Origin of the sequence: Microbacterium sp. NPDC089698, assembly GCF_044749045.1 — a bacterium.
GTDB lineage: Bacteria > Actinomycetota > Actinomycetes > Actinomycetales > Microbacteriaceae > Microbacterium.
Map to the genome: position 1 here is coordinate 79354 of NZ_JBIVHE010000004.1, position 15534 is coordinate 94887.

A 15534-nucleotide genomic window follows, 5' to 3' on the forward strand; every position below is an offset into this window, starting at 1 on the left:
CGGACAGTGTACGTCCGAAAAGGCACCGTACAAAACGGATCCCACTACCGACTTCGGTCGGTAGTGAGAGACGATGGGCACGGCTAGATTCGCCGATGTCCCGGCTCACGCCGCGATCCCCCCGCCGCAAAGGAGCGCCCTCTCACCATGAGCAGCCAGATCGACCACGTCTTCGATGAGACCCGGGTGTTCCCGCCCTCCCCCGAATTCGCCGCGGCGGCCGTCGCGCAGCCGGAGATCTACGCCGAGGCGGCCACCGATCGCGAGGCGTTCTGGGCGAAGCAGGCGCGCGAGCTGCACTGGCACACGCCGTTCACCGAGGTGCTGGACTGGTCGACCCCGCCGTTCGCGAAGTGGTTCGCAGACGGCGAGATCAACGTGGCCTACAACTGCCTCGACCGCCACGTGGAGGCCGGCCACGGCGATCGCGTCGCCCTGCTCTGGGAGGGCGAGCCCGGCGACGACCGGCGCATCACCTACGCCGAGCTCACCGACGAGGTCAAGCGCCTCGCGAACGTGCTCGAGGGACTCGGCGTCGGCCACGGCGACCGCGTCGCCATCTACCTGCCGATGATCCCCGAGGCGGTCGCCTCGATGCTCGCGGTCGCCCGCATCGGCGCGATCCACTCCGTCGTCTTCGGCGGATTCAGCGCCGACAGCCTGCGCTCGCGGATCGATGACGCCGGCGCGAAGGTGGTCATCACCGCCGACGGCGGCTACCGCAAGGGCAAGGCGTCGGCGCTCAAGCCCACGGTCGACCAGGCGCTCGCCGATCGCGGCGAGGGCGAGCAGAACACGGTCGAGCACGTGATCGTGGTCAAGCGCTGCGAGAACGAGATCGACTGGGACGACGAGCGCGACCTCTGGTACGGCGACGTCGTCGGTGCGGCGTCCAACGCGCACGAGGCTCGGGCGTTCCCGGCCGAGAACCCGCTGTTCATCCTCTACACCTCCGGCACCACGGGGAAGCCCAAGGGCATCCTGCACACCTCGGGCGGATACCTCACTCAGGCGTCCTACACGCACCGCGTCGTCTTCGACCTGAAGCCGGAGACGGACGTCTACTGGTGCACGGCCGACATCGGCTGGGTCACCGGGCATTCCTACGTGACGTACGGGCCGCTCGCGAACGGCGCCACGCAGGTCATGTACGAGGGCACGCCGGAGACCCCGCAGCAGGGACGCTGGTGGGACATCATCCAGAAGTACGGCGTCACCACGCTCTACACCGCCCCCACCGCGATCCGCTCCTTCATGAAGCTCGGGCGCGAGATCCCGAACAAGTACGACCTGACCTCCCTTCGGCTGCTCGGCTCGGTCGGCGAGCCCATCAACCCCGAGGCGTGGATCTGGTACCGCGACGTCATCGGCGGCAGCCGCACCCCGATCGTGGACACGTGGTGGCAGACCGAGACCGGCGCGATCATGGTCTCCCCGCTCCCCGGCATCACCGCGACCAAGCCGGGCTCGGCGCAGGTGGCGCTGCCGGGTGTGTCGATCGACGTGGTCGACGACGACGGCAGGCCTCAGGGCGCGGGCGGCGGCGGCCTCCTGGCGATCACGGAGCCGTGGCCGAGCATGCTCCGCGGCATCTGGGGCGACCCGGAGCGCTTCAAGGAGACGTACTGGGAGAAGTTCGAGAAGCAGGGCTACTACTTCGCCGGCGACGGCGCGCGCTTCGATGAGGACGGCGACCTCTGGCTGCTCGGCCGCGTCGACGACGTGATGAACGTCTCGGGCCACCGTCTCTCCACCGCCGAGATCGAGTCGGCGCTCGTCGCGCACGAGGCCACGGCCGAGGCCGCCGTGGTCGGCGCCTCCGACGAGACCACGGGCCAGGCCGTCGTCGCCTTCGTGATCATCAAGGAGAGCTATCTCAAGGCGCACGCCCCCGAGGGACTCGCGCAGCTGCTGCGCGGCTGGGTGGGCGAGCAGATCGGACCGATCGCCCGCCCGCGCGACGTCTACATCGTCGGCGAGCTGCCCAAGACCCGCTCCGGCAAGATCATGCGCCGTCTGCTGCGCGACGTCGCCGAGGGCCGTGAGGTCGGCGATACCACGACGCTCGCGGACACGATGGTGATGTCGACCATCTCGGCGCAGGTGAAGTAGGCCCTCGCTCGTCGAAGGGCACGGATCCGCAGACGAAAGAAGGGGCGCTCTCCGCGGAGAGCGCCCCTTCTTTCGTGAGGACTCACGCGAGGGTGAAGACGACCTCGACCTCGACCGGGCTGTCCAGCGGCAGCACGGCCACGCCGACGGCCGCACGCGCGTGCTTGCCGGCGTCGCCGAAGATCTCTCCGAGCACCTCGCTCGCGCCGTTGATCACGCCGGGCTGGCCGGAGAACGACGGCTCGGAGGCGACGAAGCCGCCCACCCGGAGCACGCCGCCCAGGCGGTCCACGCCGCCGGCCGCATCGGCCGCCGCCGCGATCGCGTTGAGCGCGCACAGGCGCGCGAGCCCCTTGGCGTCCTCCGCGGGGACCTCCGCGCCGACCTTGCCGGTCGCGGGCAGGGATCCGGCGACGAACGGCAGCTGTCCCGAAGTGTGGACGAGACCGGCGTGCACACGGGCGGGCACGTAGGCGGCCACCGGAGCGGCGACGGACGGGAGCTCGATGCCGAGCTCGGCGAGACGGGCGCTGATGGTCATGCGGATTCTCCTTCGAACTGACGCGCGGCCTCCGCCGCCGCGGAAAGACCGGTGTTGGCGGCCGCGTCGCCGCCGACCGGACGCTTGAGGTACGCGACGAGCCCGCCCTCGGGCCCGGTCACCACCTGCACCAGCTCCCAGCCCTGCTTGCCCCAGTTGTTCAGGATGGCGGCGGTGTTGTGGATCAGCAGCGGTGTGGTGAGGTATTCCCACGTTGTCATGGCTCTCCCGGAGGGACGGACGCGCTCGGGCGCGTCAAAGTTTGCGTTCAGGGAACTCCCCTACGATCAAGCGTATGCCTCAGACCAAACGCACGCTCACCGGTGTGCTCAGCGGCCTGGCCGGCCTTGTCGGTCTCAGTGTCGTCGCCGGTGTGCTCGTCACGGCCACCGTCACGCCGGTGTTCGCCGTCACCGGTGCTGCCGCCGCTCAGTCGATCGACCTCTTCGAGGGTCTGCCCTCGAATCTGAAGGTCGACCGCCCGATGCAGCCGACCACGATCTACGCCAAGGACGCGAACGGCACGGATCAGGTCATGGCGCGCTTCTACGATCAGAACCGCATCCCGGTCGCGTACGACCAGGTCGCCCCGGTCCTGTACGACGCGCTGCTGGCCAGCGAGGACAAGAACTTCTACACGCACGGCGGCATCGACATCACGGGCACGCTCAAGGCCGTGGTCGGCAACGTGACCGGATCCGCCACGAACGGCGGATCCTCGATCAGCCAGCAGTACGTGAAGAACGTGCTGCTGCAGGACTGCGAGAAGGGCGTCCCGCTCGGCGACAAGGACCGCGACGCCAAGCTCAACAAGTGCTGGGAGGACGCGGCGGCGACGGTCGGCAGCTCCGGCATCGCCCGCAAGCTGCAGGAGATCCGCTACGCCACCGCGATCGAGAAGCAGTACTCCAAGAACGACATCCTCATCGGATACCTGAATCTGGTGAACTTCGGCGGCACGACCTACGGCATCGAGGCCGCAGCGCAGCGCTACTTCAGCGTGTCCGCCCTGCAGCTGAACGCCGTGCAGGCGGCCACGCTCGTCGGCATGGTGCAGAACCCGAACGCCTTCCGCATCGACCTGCCCGGCGGCACGTACGACTGCGACAAGGACGGCAACAACTGCAAGAACTCCCAGGCGGACGGCTACCACGACACGCTCGTGCGGCGGAACTACGTGCTCAGCCGCATGGAGGTGCTCGGGAAGATCACCAAGGAGCAGTACGAGGCCGACAAGGCGCAGCCGATCACTCCGGCGATCAAGACCCCGACCTCCGGCTGCTCGGCCGCGGGCGACAACGCCTACTTCTGCAAGTACGTGCAGTCGACGCTCGAGGGCGACGCCTCGCTGGACTCCGCGCTCGGCCCCGCCAAGGACCGCGCCGACAAGCTGTTCCGCGGCGGACTGAACGTCTACACGACGCTGTCCCCGCAGATGCAGGGCGCCGCCGTGCAGGCCATGCACGACTACACGACGCCCACGATCGACGGCATGGACTTCGGAGCCGCGGCCGTGAATCTCGACCCGAAGACCGGGAAGATCCTCGCGCTCGCTCAGAACACCACGTTCAACGAAGCACAGGATGCGCCGGCCGGTCAGACCGGCATCGTCTACGCCGCCGACCAGGCCCACGGCGGCGGTATCGGCTTCTCGGTCGGATCGACGTACAAGGTCTTCACGCTTCTCGACTGGCTGGAGAAGGGTCACTCCCTCAAGGAGTCGGTGAACGGAAACCTGCAGCGCCTAACCTTCAAGTGCGGCACCAGCACCATGACGGCGGATTCAGGGGAGATCGGCAATTTCCAGAACGCACGTGGCTACGTCGGAACCCCGATGGACTTCACTGCCGCCTCGCTGAACAGCGGCTTCCTCGCAATGGCCGCCAAACTCGACGTGTGTGACATCAACGACCTTGCGTCCCGGATGGGCGTGCACTACGGAAACGGCCACGCTGTCAACGACCGTCAACCCGACGCCAATGGTCAGTATGGACCGGCCCCGTTCGACGTGCTCGGGTCGAAGAACATCGCCCCGCTCGACATGGCCGCCGTCTACGCGGCCATCGCGAACAACGGGACGCGCTGCGATCCGCACGCGATCGAGAAGATCACCGGCCCCGACGGCGCCGACATCCCGCTCACTCCTACGACTTGCACCCAGGTCCTCAAGCCGGAGATCGCGGCGGGCGCGGCCTACGCCCTGCAAGGCGTCATGAAGGGCGGCACCGGATCCCAGGCGAATCCGTACGACGGGACTCCCCTCATCGGCAAGACGGGTTCGCACAACAACTCTCAGACGATGCTCATGGCGTCTTCGACGACCTCCACGACCGGCGTCTGGGTCGGCCAGGCCAACGGCGATGTCAACATCAACGACTTCTACACGCAGGACATCAACGTCCCGAATATCCGCTATCCGCTCAGCAAGGCGATCCTCAGCGCGGCTGATGAGTTCGCCCCCGGCGGCGCCTTCCCTGACCCGATCCAGAGTCAGCTCAAGCAGTCGTACACGAACCTGCCCAGCGTGATCGGCATGACCGTCGATCAGGCCACGCAGACGCTCGACAACGCCGGATTCTCGGTCTCCGTGGGCCCCGCCGTGCAGAGCAATCTGCCGACGGACCAGATCGCCCAGCAGGATCCGGGTCCCGGTCAGGTCGTCACCGGCAGCACGATTACGATCTCGCCGAGCAACGGCCAGGGCGCCACGGTGCCGAATGTGGTCGGCAAGACCATGGGCGATGCGGCGACCGCGCTCCAGCAGGCCGGCTTCAACGCGGTGAAGGGCACGTGCACGCCCGGCAACGGCGATGACACCGGCACCGTGTCGGCGACGTCCCCCGCGGCCGGGACGCCCGCCGCCAAGGGCTCCTCCGTCACGCTCAACTACGTGAAGAAGAACTGCCAGGGATGACGTCCTCTCGCACCACCCGATCGGCCCTCATCGCACTCGGTGCGGTGGGGGCCGCTGGTGTCGCGGCCGCCACCTGGGGCATCGGCATCGAGCGCTATCTCTTCACGCTGCGGCACGCCACGGCACGGTCGCTGCCCGCGGGATCCCGGCCGCTGCGGATCCTGCACGTCTCCGACGCCCACATGGCGCCCTGGCAGCACCGCAAGCAGCGCTGGCTCGCCTCTCTGGCGGAGCTGCGCCCCGACCTGGTCGTGAACACGGGCGACAATCTCGGCCACGAGGACGGCCTCGAGGGCGTCCGCGCGGCGTTCGCCCCGTTCGCCGGAACCCCGGGCGTCTTCGTGCACGGGTCCAATGACAAGTTCGGACCATCGCCCCGCAACCCGTTCCGCTACTTCATGGGCCCGTCGGCGCGCTCCATCTCGGCTCCGAAGCTCGACACCGCGGCCCTGGACCGTTTCTTCACCGACGACCTGGGCTGGGTAGACCTCGACAACACCGCGGCGACGCTTCAGATCGCCGGATCCCGCGTGGATCTGTTCGGCGTCGACGATGCGCATCGCGACTGGGACGAGCTCGACGCGCTCCCCTCCGCGATCGACGCCCTCGGGGCGCGCGCGGCCGACGTGCCGGTGCTGGGCGTCACGCACGCGCCGTACCAGCGCGTGCTGAACTCGTTCACGGATCTGGGCGCGGACGCGATCCTGGGCGGCCACACGCACGGCGGCCAGGTGTGCATCCCGGGTTTCGGCGCGATCGTCGCGAACTGCGACATCCCCTTGAAGCAGGCGAAGGGCCTCAGCACCTGGTCCCACGCCGGCCGCACGGTGCCCCTCAACGTGAGCGCCGGCTGCGGCCACTCGATCTACGCGCCGGTCCGCTTCGCGTGCCGTCCCGAGGCGACGCTGCTGACGCTCCTGCCCCGGGCGTGACGGACCCGCCTGAGCTCCTCTCCGGGCGGAGCCGCTGAGATCCCGCAAGATCTTCACGCCGTCGCACCCGTGGCCGGATCCGGCGCTTGACCCAATGAGTGTCGGGCGTCGATGAGCGGGTGCCGGCTGTCACCTTCTGGCCGCACGCGTTACATTCATGCCATGAAGCGTGCCGCGATGATCGCCTATCCGGTGGCGGGGCTCGTCGTCGCCGGCCTCGTGGCTCTCGCCGCACCGCCCATCGTCTCGGCAGTCACGTCGGGATCTCCCCTTGCGTCGACGGCGGCTCCCGTTCCGCCGAGCACGGCGAGTGATCCCGTTGCAGCACCCGATCCCACCGCCACTCCGACCCCCGACCCGGACCGAGTCATCTGGCTCGGGGACGGGATCAGCGTGAAAGCCAGCGATCTCCCGAAGGGATGCACGACCTATTCGAAGATGCAGATCTTCGACGTCGGCGGCCACAGCTACGGCAGGCTCGTCGGAGATGCGGCAGACCGCGGGGCGTCCGACGGCGCGACAGGCACCGTGAACCGCGACGCCGCAGGGACCATCGTCAGCTACACGGCCGTCCCCGGCGACAGCGTCTGGTCCATCGGCGACCGTCTCTGCACGAACGGCCTCATGGTCGGCTGGTACAACCACATCGGCACCGACCCGGGCGATCACGCCCTCCAGCCGGGCGAGACGATAGTGATCCGTCCCGACATGAGCGCCGAATGGACGCCCGCCCGCTGACCGCCAAAGATCGGTGCCGCCCCGCACGGCAGAGATGCCCCGCCGGCGGACGACGCCGCTCACAGCGCACGGACCCGCCCGCGCCACGCGCGGGTTCCGCCTCGATTCGCTCCCCGGCCCCCCACCGTATAGACTTGAACGGTTGCCACGGGGTGTGGCGCAGCTTGGTAGCGCGCTTCGTTCGGGACGAAGAGGCCGCAGGTTCAAATCCTGTCACCCCGACCAGCACGTGAAAGGGACCGACCACCAGGTCGGTCCCTTTCACGTTGTCCCGGTGGATCAAGCGGGGTCCCGTGCCGAGGCTCGCGCGTCGCGGTCCGGGCAGGACGGCTGAGCCCACAGGCTCTCTCCCATCCGGATCCTCTACGCTGGAAGAGCTATGACGACGCCCCGCCTGGTCGCCTTCGACCTCGACGACACCCTCGCCCCCTCCAAGGCCGCGATCGATCCGCGCATCGCCGACCAGATCCTCGCGCTCGCCCGTCGCGTCGAGGTCGCCATCATCTCCGGCGGCAACGAGGAGCAGTTCCGCGCGCAGGTCATCGCCCGGCTCGGCGACGCCGACACGGGGCTCCTGCAGCGCATCCATCTGCTCCCCACCTGTGGCACGCGCTACCTCCGCCACGACGGATCCGGCTTCTCCCTCGTCTACGCCCGCGACCTCAGCGAGCAGCAGAAGACCGCCGCCCTCAGCGCCCTCGAAGAGGAGGCACGTCGCCTCGGACTCTGGGAGAGCGAGACCTGGGGGCCGATCCTCGAAGACCGCGGCTCGCAGATCACCTTCTCCGCCCTCGGCCAGAAGGCGCCCCACGACGCGAAGAAGGCCTGGGACCCCGACGGATCCCGACGCGCCGCGCTGCGCGATGCCGTGGCGCCCCGCGTGCCCGATCTCGAGGTCCGCTCCGGTGGATCCACCTCGATCGACATCACGCGGGCCGGCATCGACAAGGCCTACGGCATGACCGAGCTCGCCGAGCGCACCGGCATCCCCTTCGCGGAGATGCTCTTCTACGGCGACCGCTTGGACGAGGGCGGCAACGACTACCCCGTCAAGACGCTCGGCGTACCCTGCGTCGCCGTGGAGGGCTGGGAGGACACCGCGGACCACCTGGACGCTCTGCTGCCGACCCTGGACGCCGTTCCCGCCGCACCGCCGTCGCTCTGAACTCCCCGGTACGCGACTGAAGTCGCCGGACCCGCTCTGACGCACGCTACCCGTGGGTCCGACGCCTCGGACGCGTCCTGACGCCCGACGGCGACGGGATCGCGCCCGAGACGCCTGAGGTCACCGCGCGGCGACGGCCGCCGCGCCCGGTGCCACAGGCACCATGCGGGTGAGCTGAGTGACGTGGCGGGGTTCCAGCTCGGCGAGCGAGGAGACGCCGAGCAGGCGCATGGTGCGCTCGATCTCGCTGCGCAGGATCGCGATCGTGCGGTCGACGCCGCGACGCCCGCCGGCCATGAGGCCGTAGAGGTAGGCGCGGCCGATGAGGGTGAAATCGGCGCCGAGCGCGACGGCGGCGACGATGTCGGCGCCGTTCATGATGCCGGTGTCGACCATCACGGTGAAGTCGTCACCGACGGCCTTGCGCACCTGCGGCAGCAGGTGGAACGGGATGGGCGCGCGATCGAGCTGGCGTCCGCCGTGGTTCGAGAGCACCACGCCGTCCACGCCGTGCGTGTCCTTCAGCCGCAGCGCGTCCTCGACGGTCTGCACGCCCTTGACGAGGAGCTTGCCGGGCCAGATGCCCCGGATCACCTCGAGATCGTCATAGCTGATCGTGGGGTCCATGGCCGCGTCGAGCAGCTCCCCGACCGTGCCGCCCGTCGTCGACAGCGAGGCGAACTCGAGCTTCGGGGTGGTCAGGAAGTCGATCCACCACCACGGCCGCGGGATCGCGTTGATGATCGTGCCGAGGGTGAGCTGCGGCGGGATGGAGAAGCCGTTGCGCTTGTCGCGCAGGCGCGCGCCCGCCACCGGGGTGTCGACCGTGAACATGAGCGTGTCGAATCCGGCCTCGGCCGCGCGGCGGGTGAGCCCGTAGGAGATCTCCCGGTCGCGCATGACGTACAGCTGGAACCAGTTGCGGCCGGCGGGGTTCGTCTTCTTCACGTCCTCGATCGAGGTCGTGCCGAGCGTCGACAGCGTGAACGGGATCCCCGCGGCGGCTGCGGCGCCCGCACCGGCGAACTCGCCCTCGGTCTGCATGAGGCGCGTGAATCCGGTCGGCGCGATCCCGAACGGCAGAGCGCTCCGGTCGCCCAGGATCGTGGTCGACGTGTCGAGCTCGGGCGCCGGTGCGAGGATCCCGGGGTGGAACTCGACGTCCTCGAACGCCTGGCGGGCGCGCGCCAGCGACAGCTCGCCCTCGGCGGCGCCGTCGGTGTAGTCGAAGGCCGCCTTGGGCGTGCGGCGCTTCGCGATCGTGCGCAGATCCGAGATCGTGAGCGCGCCCTCGAGGCGGCGCTTCGTGCCGTCGAGCTCGGGGGCCTTGAACTTCATCAGGTCGAAGATCTCGGCGGGGTTGGGGAGCTGTCGCTGCACCATGGAGGGATCCTTCCGATCAGGGAGTCGTGTCGCCGGCGCCGGCCAGACCGGTCGCGGCGTAGTAGCCGGTGATGTGGTCGCGGACGAGGGCGGTCGCGGCGTCGGCGCGGCCCTCGTCGATCGCACGGACGATGTCGCGGTGCTCGGCGCGGAGCCTGGCCGCCATGCCTTCCCAGTCCTGGATCCCGGCGGATCCGGTCCGCACGTAGGATTCGATGCTGTCGCGCAGGCCCGTCATCATCGCGGCGACGACCGCGTTCCCGCTGGCCTCGGCCAGCGCGAGGTGCAGCTGCGCGTCGAGTGCGAGGAAGTCCGCAGCATTGAGGTCGGCGTCCATCGCGTCCAGGAGGCGGTGGATCTCGGCGGTATCGCCCTCTCCCCCGGCGAGGGCCCTGACGACGGCCTGCTCGAGGATGAGGCGGGTCCCGACGACATCGGCGATCGGGAAGCCCTGCGCGGCGACCTGGAGCCGCAGGAGCGCGGACAGGCCGCCTCCGGGAGCGGCGATGACGATCGCGCCCGCCTGCGGACCGGATCCGGTCGAGGTGCGGATGAGCCCCATCACCTCGAGCACCCGGATCGCTTCCCGCACGCTGGAGCGCCCGACTCCCAGCTCCGCCGCGAGATCCCGCTCGCTCGGCAACCGGTCCCCCGGCCCGAGCTCGCCGTCGATCAGGCGCTGCTCGACGTGCTGCAGCACCGTGCGCCAGGTGCGCGCCGGCGCATCCGTCATCTCCGTCATCGCCCCTCCTGTGGTCAGACCACACGATACCCTCTGTGGTCAGGCCACGCAACGCCCCCTCTACAACAGAGTCGTCCCCCTCAGCGCACGCCATGGGCTGCGCTGAGGGGGACGACTCGGAAGGGAGGGGTCAGCCGAGGCGGCCGTGGGACTCCTCGAGGTAGCAGTGGCCGCAGAGGGACTCGTACGCGACCGGTTCCTGAGCCGCGCGAAGCGCGCCGTCGATCGCGACCTGGTCGCCGTCGAACACGAAGCGATCCCCGATCCGGCGGCCATTGAAGACCGCCTTGCGGCCGCAGCGGCAGATCGTCTTGAGCTCCTCGAGCGTGTGCGCGATCGCCAGCAGCCTCCCGGATCCCGGGAAGGCATGCGTGAGGAAGTCGTTGCGGATCCCGTATGCGAGCACCGGGATCTCGTCCTCCACCGCGATGCGGAACAGGTCGTCGACCTGGTCGGGCTCCAGGAACTGCGCCTCGTCCACGAGCAGGCAGGCGACATCGGATCCGCTCTCCTGCGCACGCGTGCGCTCGTGACGGAACAGCTCCCGCGCACTCTCCCCCGCGGCGATGAGGAAGTCGACCTCGCGGGTCATGCCGAGGCGGCTCTCGATCTGCGAGGCGCCCTTGGTGTCGATCGCGGGCTTCGCGAGCAGCACCTGCTGACCGCGCTCCTCATAGTTGTAGGCGGCCTGCAGCAGCGCCGTGGACTTGCCGGAGTTCATCGCTCCGTAGCGGAAGTACAGCTTGGCCACGGCGCCGGATCAGGCCGTCAGGTCGAGCGTCTTCGCCGTGGCGCCCATCGACGCGCGCGCGTCGGCGGCGGAGTCGTTGAGCTTCTCGCCCAGCGTCGGGATCAGCTTCTGCAGCTTCGGCTCCCATTCCCCGTACTGCTCGGGGAAGCAGCGCTGCAGCACGTCGAGCATGACCGGAACCGCCGTGGACGCGCCCGGAGAGGCGCCCAGCAGGCCCGCGATCGTGCCGTCGGCGGCCGCGACCACCTCGGTGCCGAACTGCAGCTTGCCGCCCTTCATGACCTGCGCGCGCTGGCCCGCCTGCAGCAGCTCCCAGTCGCCGTCGGCGGCGGTCGGCATGAACTCGCGCAGCGTCGCGACCTTCTTGTGGTGCGTCTTCAACAGCTCGCTGACCAGGTACTTGATCAGGTCGAAGTTCGTGAACGCGACCTTGAGCATGCTGCCCAGGTTGTGCGGGCGCACCTGCGTCACGATGTCGAGCATCCCGCCCTGCTTGAGGAACTTCGGGCTGAAGGTCGCGAAGGGTCCGAACAGCAGGCTGGTCTCGCCGTCCACGACGCGGGTGTCCAGGTGCGGCACCGACATCGGCGGGGCGCCGACGGGGGCCTGGGAGTAGACCTTGGCCTGGTGCTTCGCCACGATCGCCGGGTTCGACGTCTTGAGCCACTGCCCGCCGATCGGGAAGCAGCCGTAGCCCTTGATCTCGGAGATGCCGGATCCCTGCAGGAGCTTGAGCGCCCAGCCGCCGGCTCCGACGAACACGAAGCGCGCGTTGATCTCGCCGGGGGTGCGCCCGATCACGTTGCGGTACTTGACGTCCCACGTGCCGTCCTTGCGCTGCGAGAGCTTGCGCACCTCGTGGTTGCGCCGCAGGGTGAAGCGGTCGTCCTCGGTGAGGTGGTCGAACAGCTGACGGGTGAGGGATCCGAAGTCCACGTCCGTGCCGCTCGGCACGCGGGTCGCGGCGAAGGGCTCGCCCTTGCGGCGCTGCTCCATGAGCAGCGGGGCCCAGGTGTTGATGACGCGGGAGTCCTCGCTGAACTCGATCCCCGCGAACAGCGGCTGCTCCTTGAGCACCTCGTAGCGGTGGCGCAGGTAGTCCACGTCCTTCTGCCCGCGCACGAACGTCATGTGCGGGGTGGAGTTGATGAACGTCGTGGGGGCGTCGAGCACGCCGCGATCGACGAGCGTCGACCACAGCTGCCTGCTGAGCTGGAACTGCTCGTTGATCCCGATCGCCTTCGCCGGGTCGAGCGCGCCGTCCTTGCCCTCGGGCATGTAGTTCAGCTCGCACAGGGCGGCGTGCCCCGTGCCCGCGTTGTTCCACGCGTTGGAGCTCTCCTCCGCGACGTCTCCGAGTCGCTCGAAGGCCACGACCTTCCAGTCGGGCTGGAGTTCGCGGAGCAGGGTTCCGAGGGTGGCGCTCATGATGCCACCGCCGATGAGGACGACGTCGACGGATTCAGTCACCCGATCAGTCTAGTTCGCCGAGAGAGCGCCGATATTCGCCGTGGCGGCCATCCGGCGACCGGAATTCGCCGCGACGGAGGTCAGTCGCCGAGGTGCGCGGCGACGAGCTCCGCGACCTGGACCGCGTTCAGCGCAGCACCCTTGCGCAGGTTGTCGTTGCTGATGAACAGCACGAGACCCTTGCCCTCCGGCGCGGACTGGTCGGCGCGGATCCGGCCGACGTAGCTCGGATCCTTGCCCGCGGCGTACAGCGGGGTCGGCACCTCTTCGACCACGACGCCCGGTGCGGCGGCCAGCACGTCATAGGCGCGCTGCGGGCTGATGTCGTTCGCGAACTCGGCGTTGATCGACAGCGAGTGGCCGGTGAAGACCGGCACGCGCACGCACGTCCCCGCGACACGGAGGTCCGGCAGCCCGAGGATCTTGCGGCTCTCGTTGCGGAGCTTCTTCTCCTCATCCGTCTCGTTGAGGCCGTCGTCGACCAGGGAACCGGCGAGCGGGATGACGTCGAAGGCGATCGGCGCCACGTACTTCTCCGGCTGCGGGAAGTCGAGCGCGGAGCCGTCGTGCACGAGCTGCAGGGTGTCGCCCTGGGCGAGCACGCCCTCCACCTGGCCGAGCAGCTCCTGCGCGCCGGCGAGGCCGGATCCGCTCACGGCCTGGTAGGTGCTCACGATCAGGCGCTCGAGCCCCGCTTCGGCATGCAGCGCCTTGAGCACGGGCATCGCGGCCATCGTGGTGCAGTTGGGGTTCGCGATGATGCCCTTGGGCGTGTCCGCGATCGCCTCGGGATTGACCTCGCTCACCACGAGGGGCACCTCGGGGTCCATCCGCCAGGCGCTGGAGTTGTCGACGACGATCGCGCCGGCCGCAGCGAACCGGGGCGCATAGGCGCGGCTCGCGGTGGCGCCGGCGGAGAACAGCGCGATCTCGACACCGGCGGGATCCGCGGTCTCGACGTCCTCGACGATGACGGGCGTGCCGCCGAAGTCGATCGCGGTGCCGGCCGAGCGGGCCGAGGCGAACAGACGCAGCTCGCGGATCGGGAAGGAGCGCTCCGCGAGGATGTCGCGCATGACGGTGCCGACCTGGCCGGTGGCGCCGACGATCGCGACGGAGAATCCTGAGTCGGAGATGCGGGTCATGGGGATGCTTCCTTGGCTTCGTGCCGTGGCGGGTGCCGGACGGCGGACGAGGCGGAGGCGCGGTCGCCGGGTGTGGCGGATCGGTCCGCGCCTGGCGCCGGTGTCAGGGTTTGGGCGATTCTACCGGGTCCGGAGGAGGTCCCGGCGCAGAGGGCGGCCGTGCGGCGGGGGTCAGCGACCGGTGCCGGCGGCGACGACGGCCTCGACCTCGCCGTCCAGGCCGTACGCCGCGTGCACGACGCGAGCGGCCTCGGCGAGCTCGTCGCCGCGCACGACGACCGAGATCCGGATCTCGGAGGTCGAGATCATCTCCAGGTTCACACCCGCGGTCGACAGCGCCTCGAAGAGGATCGCGGAGACGCCCGAGTGCGTGCGCATGCCGGCGCCCACGACCGAGAGCTTGCCGATCTGGTCGTCGTGCAGCAGGCTCTCGAAGCCCACGTCGGCCTGCTCCGCGGCGAGCGCCTTGAGCGCGGCGGAGGCGTCGGACTTCGGCAGCGTGAAGGAGATGTCGGTGCGTCCCGTGGACGCGGCGGAGACGTTCTGCACGATCATGTCGACGTTCGCACCGGACTTGGCGACGATCTTGAAGATCTCCGCGGCCTTCCCCGGCACGTCGGGCACGCCCGCGACGGTGACCTTGGCCTGGCTGAGGTCGGTGGCGACACCGGCGACGATCGGCTCTTCCATGACTGCTCCCTCGGATTCGCGGGGGTTCTTCATGCCCTCGCCCAGAACGTAGGTGCCCTCGGTCGAGGTGAAGCTCGACCGGGCGTGGATCAGGACGCCGTGCCGGCGCGCGTATTCGACGGCACGGATGTACAGCACCTTGGCACCGTTCGCGGCGAGTTCGAGCATCTCCTCGCTCGACACGTGCGAGAGCTTGTGCGCGAGCGGGACGACGCGCGGATCCGCCGTGTAGATGCCGTCGACGTCACTGTAGATCTCGCAGACGTCGGCGTCGAGGGCGGCGGCGAGGGCGACGGCGGTGGTGTCGGATCCGCCGCGGCCGAGGGTCGTGATGTCCTGCGTGTCGTCGTTGATGCCCTGGAAGCCGGCCACGATGACGATCGCGCCCTCGTCGAGCGCTTCGCGCAGGCGCGTCGGGGTGACCTCGACGATGCGCGCGGATCCGTGCCGGCTGTCGGTGCGCATCCCGGCCTGCGGGCCCGTGAAGGAGCGCGCGTCGAAGCCCATCGAGTGGATCGCCATGGCGAGCAGCGCCATCGAGATGCGCTCTCCGCTGGAGAGCAGCATGTCGAGCTCGCGAGGCGCGGGGATCGGCGCGACCTGGGCCGCGAGGTCGAGCAGCTCGTCCGTGGTGTCGCCCATCGCGCTCACGGCCACGACGACGTCGTGCCCGGCGCGACGCGTGTCGACGATGCGCTTCGCGACGCGCTTGATGCTCTCTGCGTCGGCGACGGACGAGCCGCCGTACTTCTGCACGATGAGGGCCACGGATCACTCCTGGGGGATGCCGGGCGCCGGAGGCGGCGCACCACCGCACATTCTACGAGCGCAGTCCATGCCGGATCCGGTATGTGACGGCCGGGAGGCGGTGCCCTCCTGGTCGCGGCCCGTCCGTTGCTTCCTCCGGTTTGGGGCGCGTCCCGGCCGTTTGGGGCGCCCCACGACACGTTC

At 69.4% G+C, this 15534-nt stretch carries 13 protein-coding genes and 1 tRNA gene; 6 read left to right on the plus strand and 8 right to left on the minus strand.

Going from position 1 to position 15534, the window contains the following annotated elements; translation table 11 throughout:
* The first annotated feature begins 147 nt into the window (after positions 1–147).
* Positions 148–2112, plus strand: a complete 1965-nt coding sequence (gene acs, locus ACIPY5_RS12350) for an acetate--CoA ligase (protein ID WP_400971141.1) — start codon at positions 148–150, stop codon at positions 2110–2112.
* Positions 2113–2194: 82 nt separating this feature from the next.
* Here acs and ACIPY5_RS12355 read toward each other — a convergent pair whose 3' ends face one another.
* Together ACIPY5_RS12355 and ACIPY5_RS12360 are read right to left on the minus strand one after the other, a co-directional pair.
* Positions 2195–2653, minus strand: a complete 459-nt coding sequence (locus tag ACIPY5_RS12355) for a RidA family protein (protein ID WP_400971144.1) — start codon at positions 2651–2653, stop codon at positions 2195–2197.
* Positions 2650–2874: a hypothetical protein gene (locus ACIPY5_RS12360; RefSeq protein ID WP_309342382.1), complete on the minus strand. Its 225-nt coding sequence runs from the start codon at positions 2872–2874 to the stop codon at positions 2650–2652. The genes ACIPY5_RS12355 and ACIPY5_RS12360 overlap by 4 nt, the downstream gene beginning before the upstream one ends.
* A gap of 74 nt (positions 2875–2948) precedes the next feature.
* On the opposite strand from ACIPY5_RS12360, the gene ACIPY5_RS12365 reads away from it, so the two are divergent.
* From ACIPY5_RS12365 to ACIPY5_RS12385, 5 genes are all read left to right on the plus strand, one after another.
* Positions 2949–5567, plus strand: coding sequence for a transglycosylase domain-containing protein (locus tag ACIPY5_RS12365; RefSeq protein WP_400971148.1), 2619 nt, complete (start codon positions 2949–2951; stop codon positions 5565–5567).
* A complete protein-coding gene (locus ACIPY5_RS12370; RefSeq protein WP_309357273.1) occupies positions 5564–6499 on the plus strand; it encodes a metallophosphoesterase in 936 nt (311 codons plus the stop codon). Before ACIPY5_RS12365 ends, ACIPY5_RS12370 begins: the two co-directional genes overlap by 4 nt.
* A gap of 162 nt (positions 6500–6661) precedes the next feature.
* Positions 6662–7237 (plus strand): hypothetical protein, encoded by a 576-nt coding sequence (locus ACIPY5_RS12375; RefSeq protein ID WP_400971152.1) that lies wholly within the window; start codon positions 6662–6664, stop codon positions 7235–7237.
* A gap of 148 nt (positions 7238–7385) precedes the next feature.
* Positions 7386–7462 (plus strand) — tRNA-Pro (locus tag ACIPY5_RS12380).
* A gap of 154 nt (positions 7463–7616) precedes the next feature.
* Entirely contained in the window at positions 7617–8402 is a 786-nt protein-coding gene (locus ACIPY5_RS12385) for an HAD-IIB family hydrolase (RefSeq protein WP_400971155.1), read from the plus strand.
* Positions 8403–8522: 120 nt separating this feature from the next.
* Here ACIPY5_RS12385 and ACIPY5_RS12390 read toward each other — a convergent pair whose 3' ends face one another.
* From ACIPY5_RS12390 to ACIPY5_RS12415, 6 genes are all read right to left on the minus strand, one after another.
* Positions 8523–9785 (minus strand): alpha-hydroxy acid oxidase, encoded by a 1263-nt coding sequence (locus tag ACIPY5_RS12390; protein ID WP_309357270.1) that lies wholly within the window; start codon positions 9783–9785, stop codon positions 8523–8525.
* A gap of 16 nt (positions 9786–9801) precedes the next feature.
* Positions 9802–10518 carry a FadR/GntR family transcriptional regulator gene (locus tag ACIPY5_RS12395; protein ID WP_400971607.1) on the minus strand — a complete coding sequence of 239 codons (717 nt, stop codon included), beginning with the start codon at positions 10516–10518 and terminating at the stop codon, positions 9802–9804.
* 139 nt (positions 10519–10657) lie between these two features.
* Entirely contained in the window at positions 10658–11278 is a 621-nt protein-coding gene (locus ACIPY5_RS12400; RefSeq protein WP_400971159.1) for a thymidine kinase, read from the minus strand.
* Positions 11279–11287: 9 nt separating this feature from the next.
* The gene (mqo, locus tag ACIPY5_RS12405; protein ID WP_400971162.1) at positions 11288–12748 is read right to left on the minus strand and encodes a malate dehydrogenase (quinone); all 1461 of its coding nucleotides are present in this window, start codon (positions 12746–12748) and stop codon (positions 11288–11290) included.
* Positions 12749–12828: 80 nt separating this feature from the next.
* Positions 12829–13893: an aspartate-semialdehyde dehydrogenase gene (locus tag ACIPY5_RS12410; RefSeq protein ID WP_400971165.1), complete on the minus strand. Its 1065-nt coding sequence runs from the start codon at positions 13891–13893 to the stop codon at positions 12829–12831.
* Between the two features lie 171 nt (positions 13894–14064).
* Positions 14065–15351 carry an aspartate kinase gene (locus ACIPY5_RS12415; RefSeq protein WP_309341475.1) on the minus strand — a complete coding sequence of 429 codons (1287 nt, stop codon included), beginning with the start codon at positions 15349–15351 and terminating at the stop codon, positions 14065–14067.
* Positions 15352–15534 lie beyond the last annotated feature (183 nt).

Coding starts and splice junctions, on each gene's coding strand:
- ACIPY5_RS12360 (WP_309342382.1), bottom strand. CDS start 2,874: ATGACAACGTGGGAATACCTCACCACACCGCTGCTGATCCACAACACC.
- ACIPY5_RS12365 (WP_400971148.1), top strand. CDS start 2,949: ATGCCTCAGACCAAACGCACGCTCACCGGTGTGCTCAGCGGCCTGGCC.
- ACIPY5_RS12370 (WP_309357273.1), top strand. CDS start 5,564: ATGACGTCCTCTCGCACCACCCGATCGGCCCTCATCGCACTCGGTGCG.
- ACIPY5_RS12410 (WP_400971165.1), bottom strand. CDS start 13,893: ATGACCCGCATCTCCGACTCAGGATTCTCCGTCGCGATCGTCGGCGCC.
- ACIPY5_RS12375 (WP_400971152.1), top strand. CDS start 6,662: ATGAAGCGTGCCGCGATGATCGCCTATCCGGTGGCGGGGCTCGTCGTC.
- ACIPY5_RS12355 (WP_400971144.1), bottom strand. CDS start 2,653: ATGACCATCAGCGCCCGTCTCGCCGAGCTCGGCATCGAGCTCCCGTCC.
- ACIPY5_RS12390 (WP_309357270.1), bottom strand. CDS start 9,785: ATGGTGCAGCGACAGCTCCCCAACCCCGCCGAGATCTTCGACCTGATG.
- acs (WP_400971141.1), top strand. CDS start 148: ATGAGCAGCCAGATCGACCACGTCTTCGATGAGACCCGGGTGTTCCCG.
- ACIPY5_RS12385 (WP_400971155.1), top strand. CDS start 7,617: ATGACGACGCCCCGCCTGGTCGCCTTCGACCTCGACGACACCCTCGCC.
- ACIPY5_RS12395 (WP_400971607.1), bottom strand. CDS start 10,518: ATGACGGATGCGCCGGCGCGCACCTGGCGCACGGTGCTGCAGCACGTC.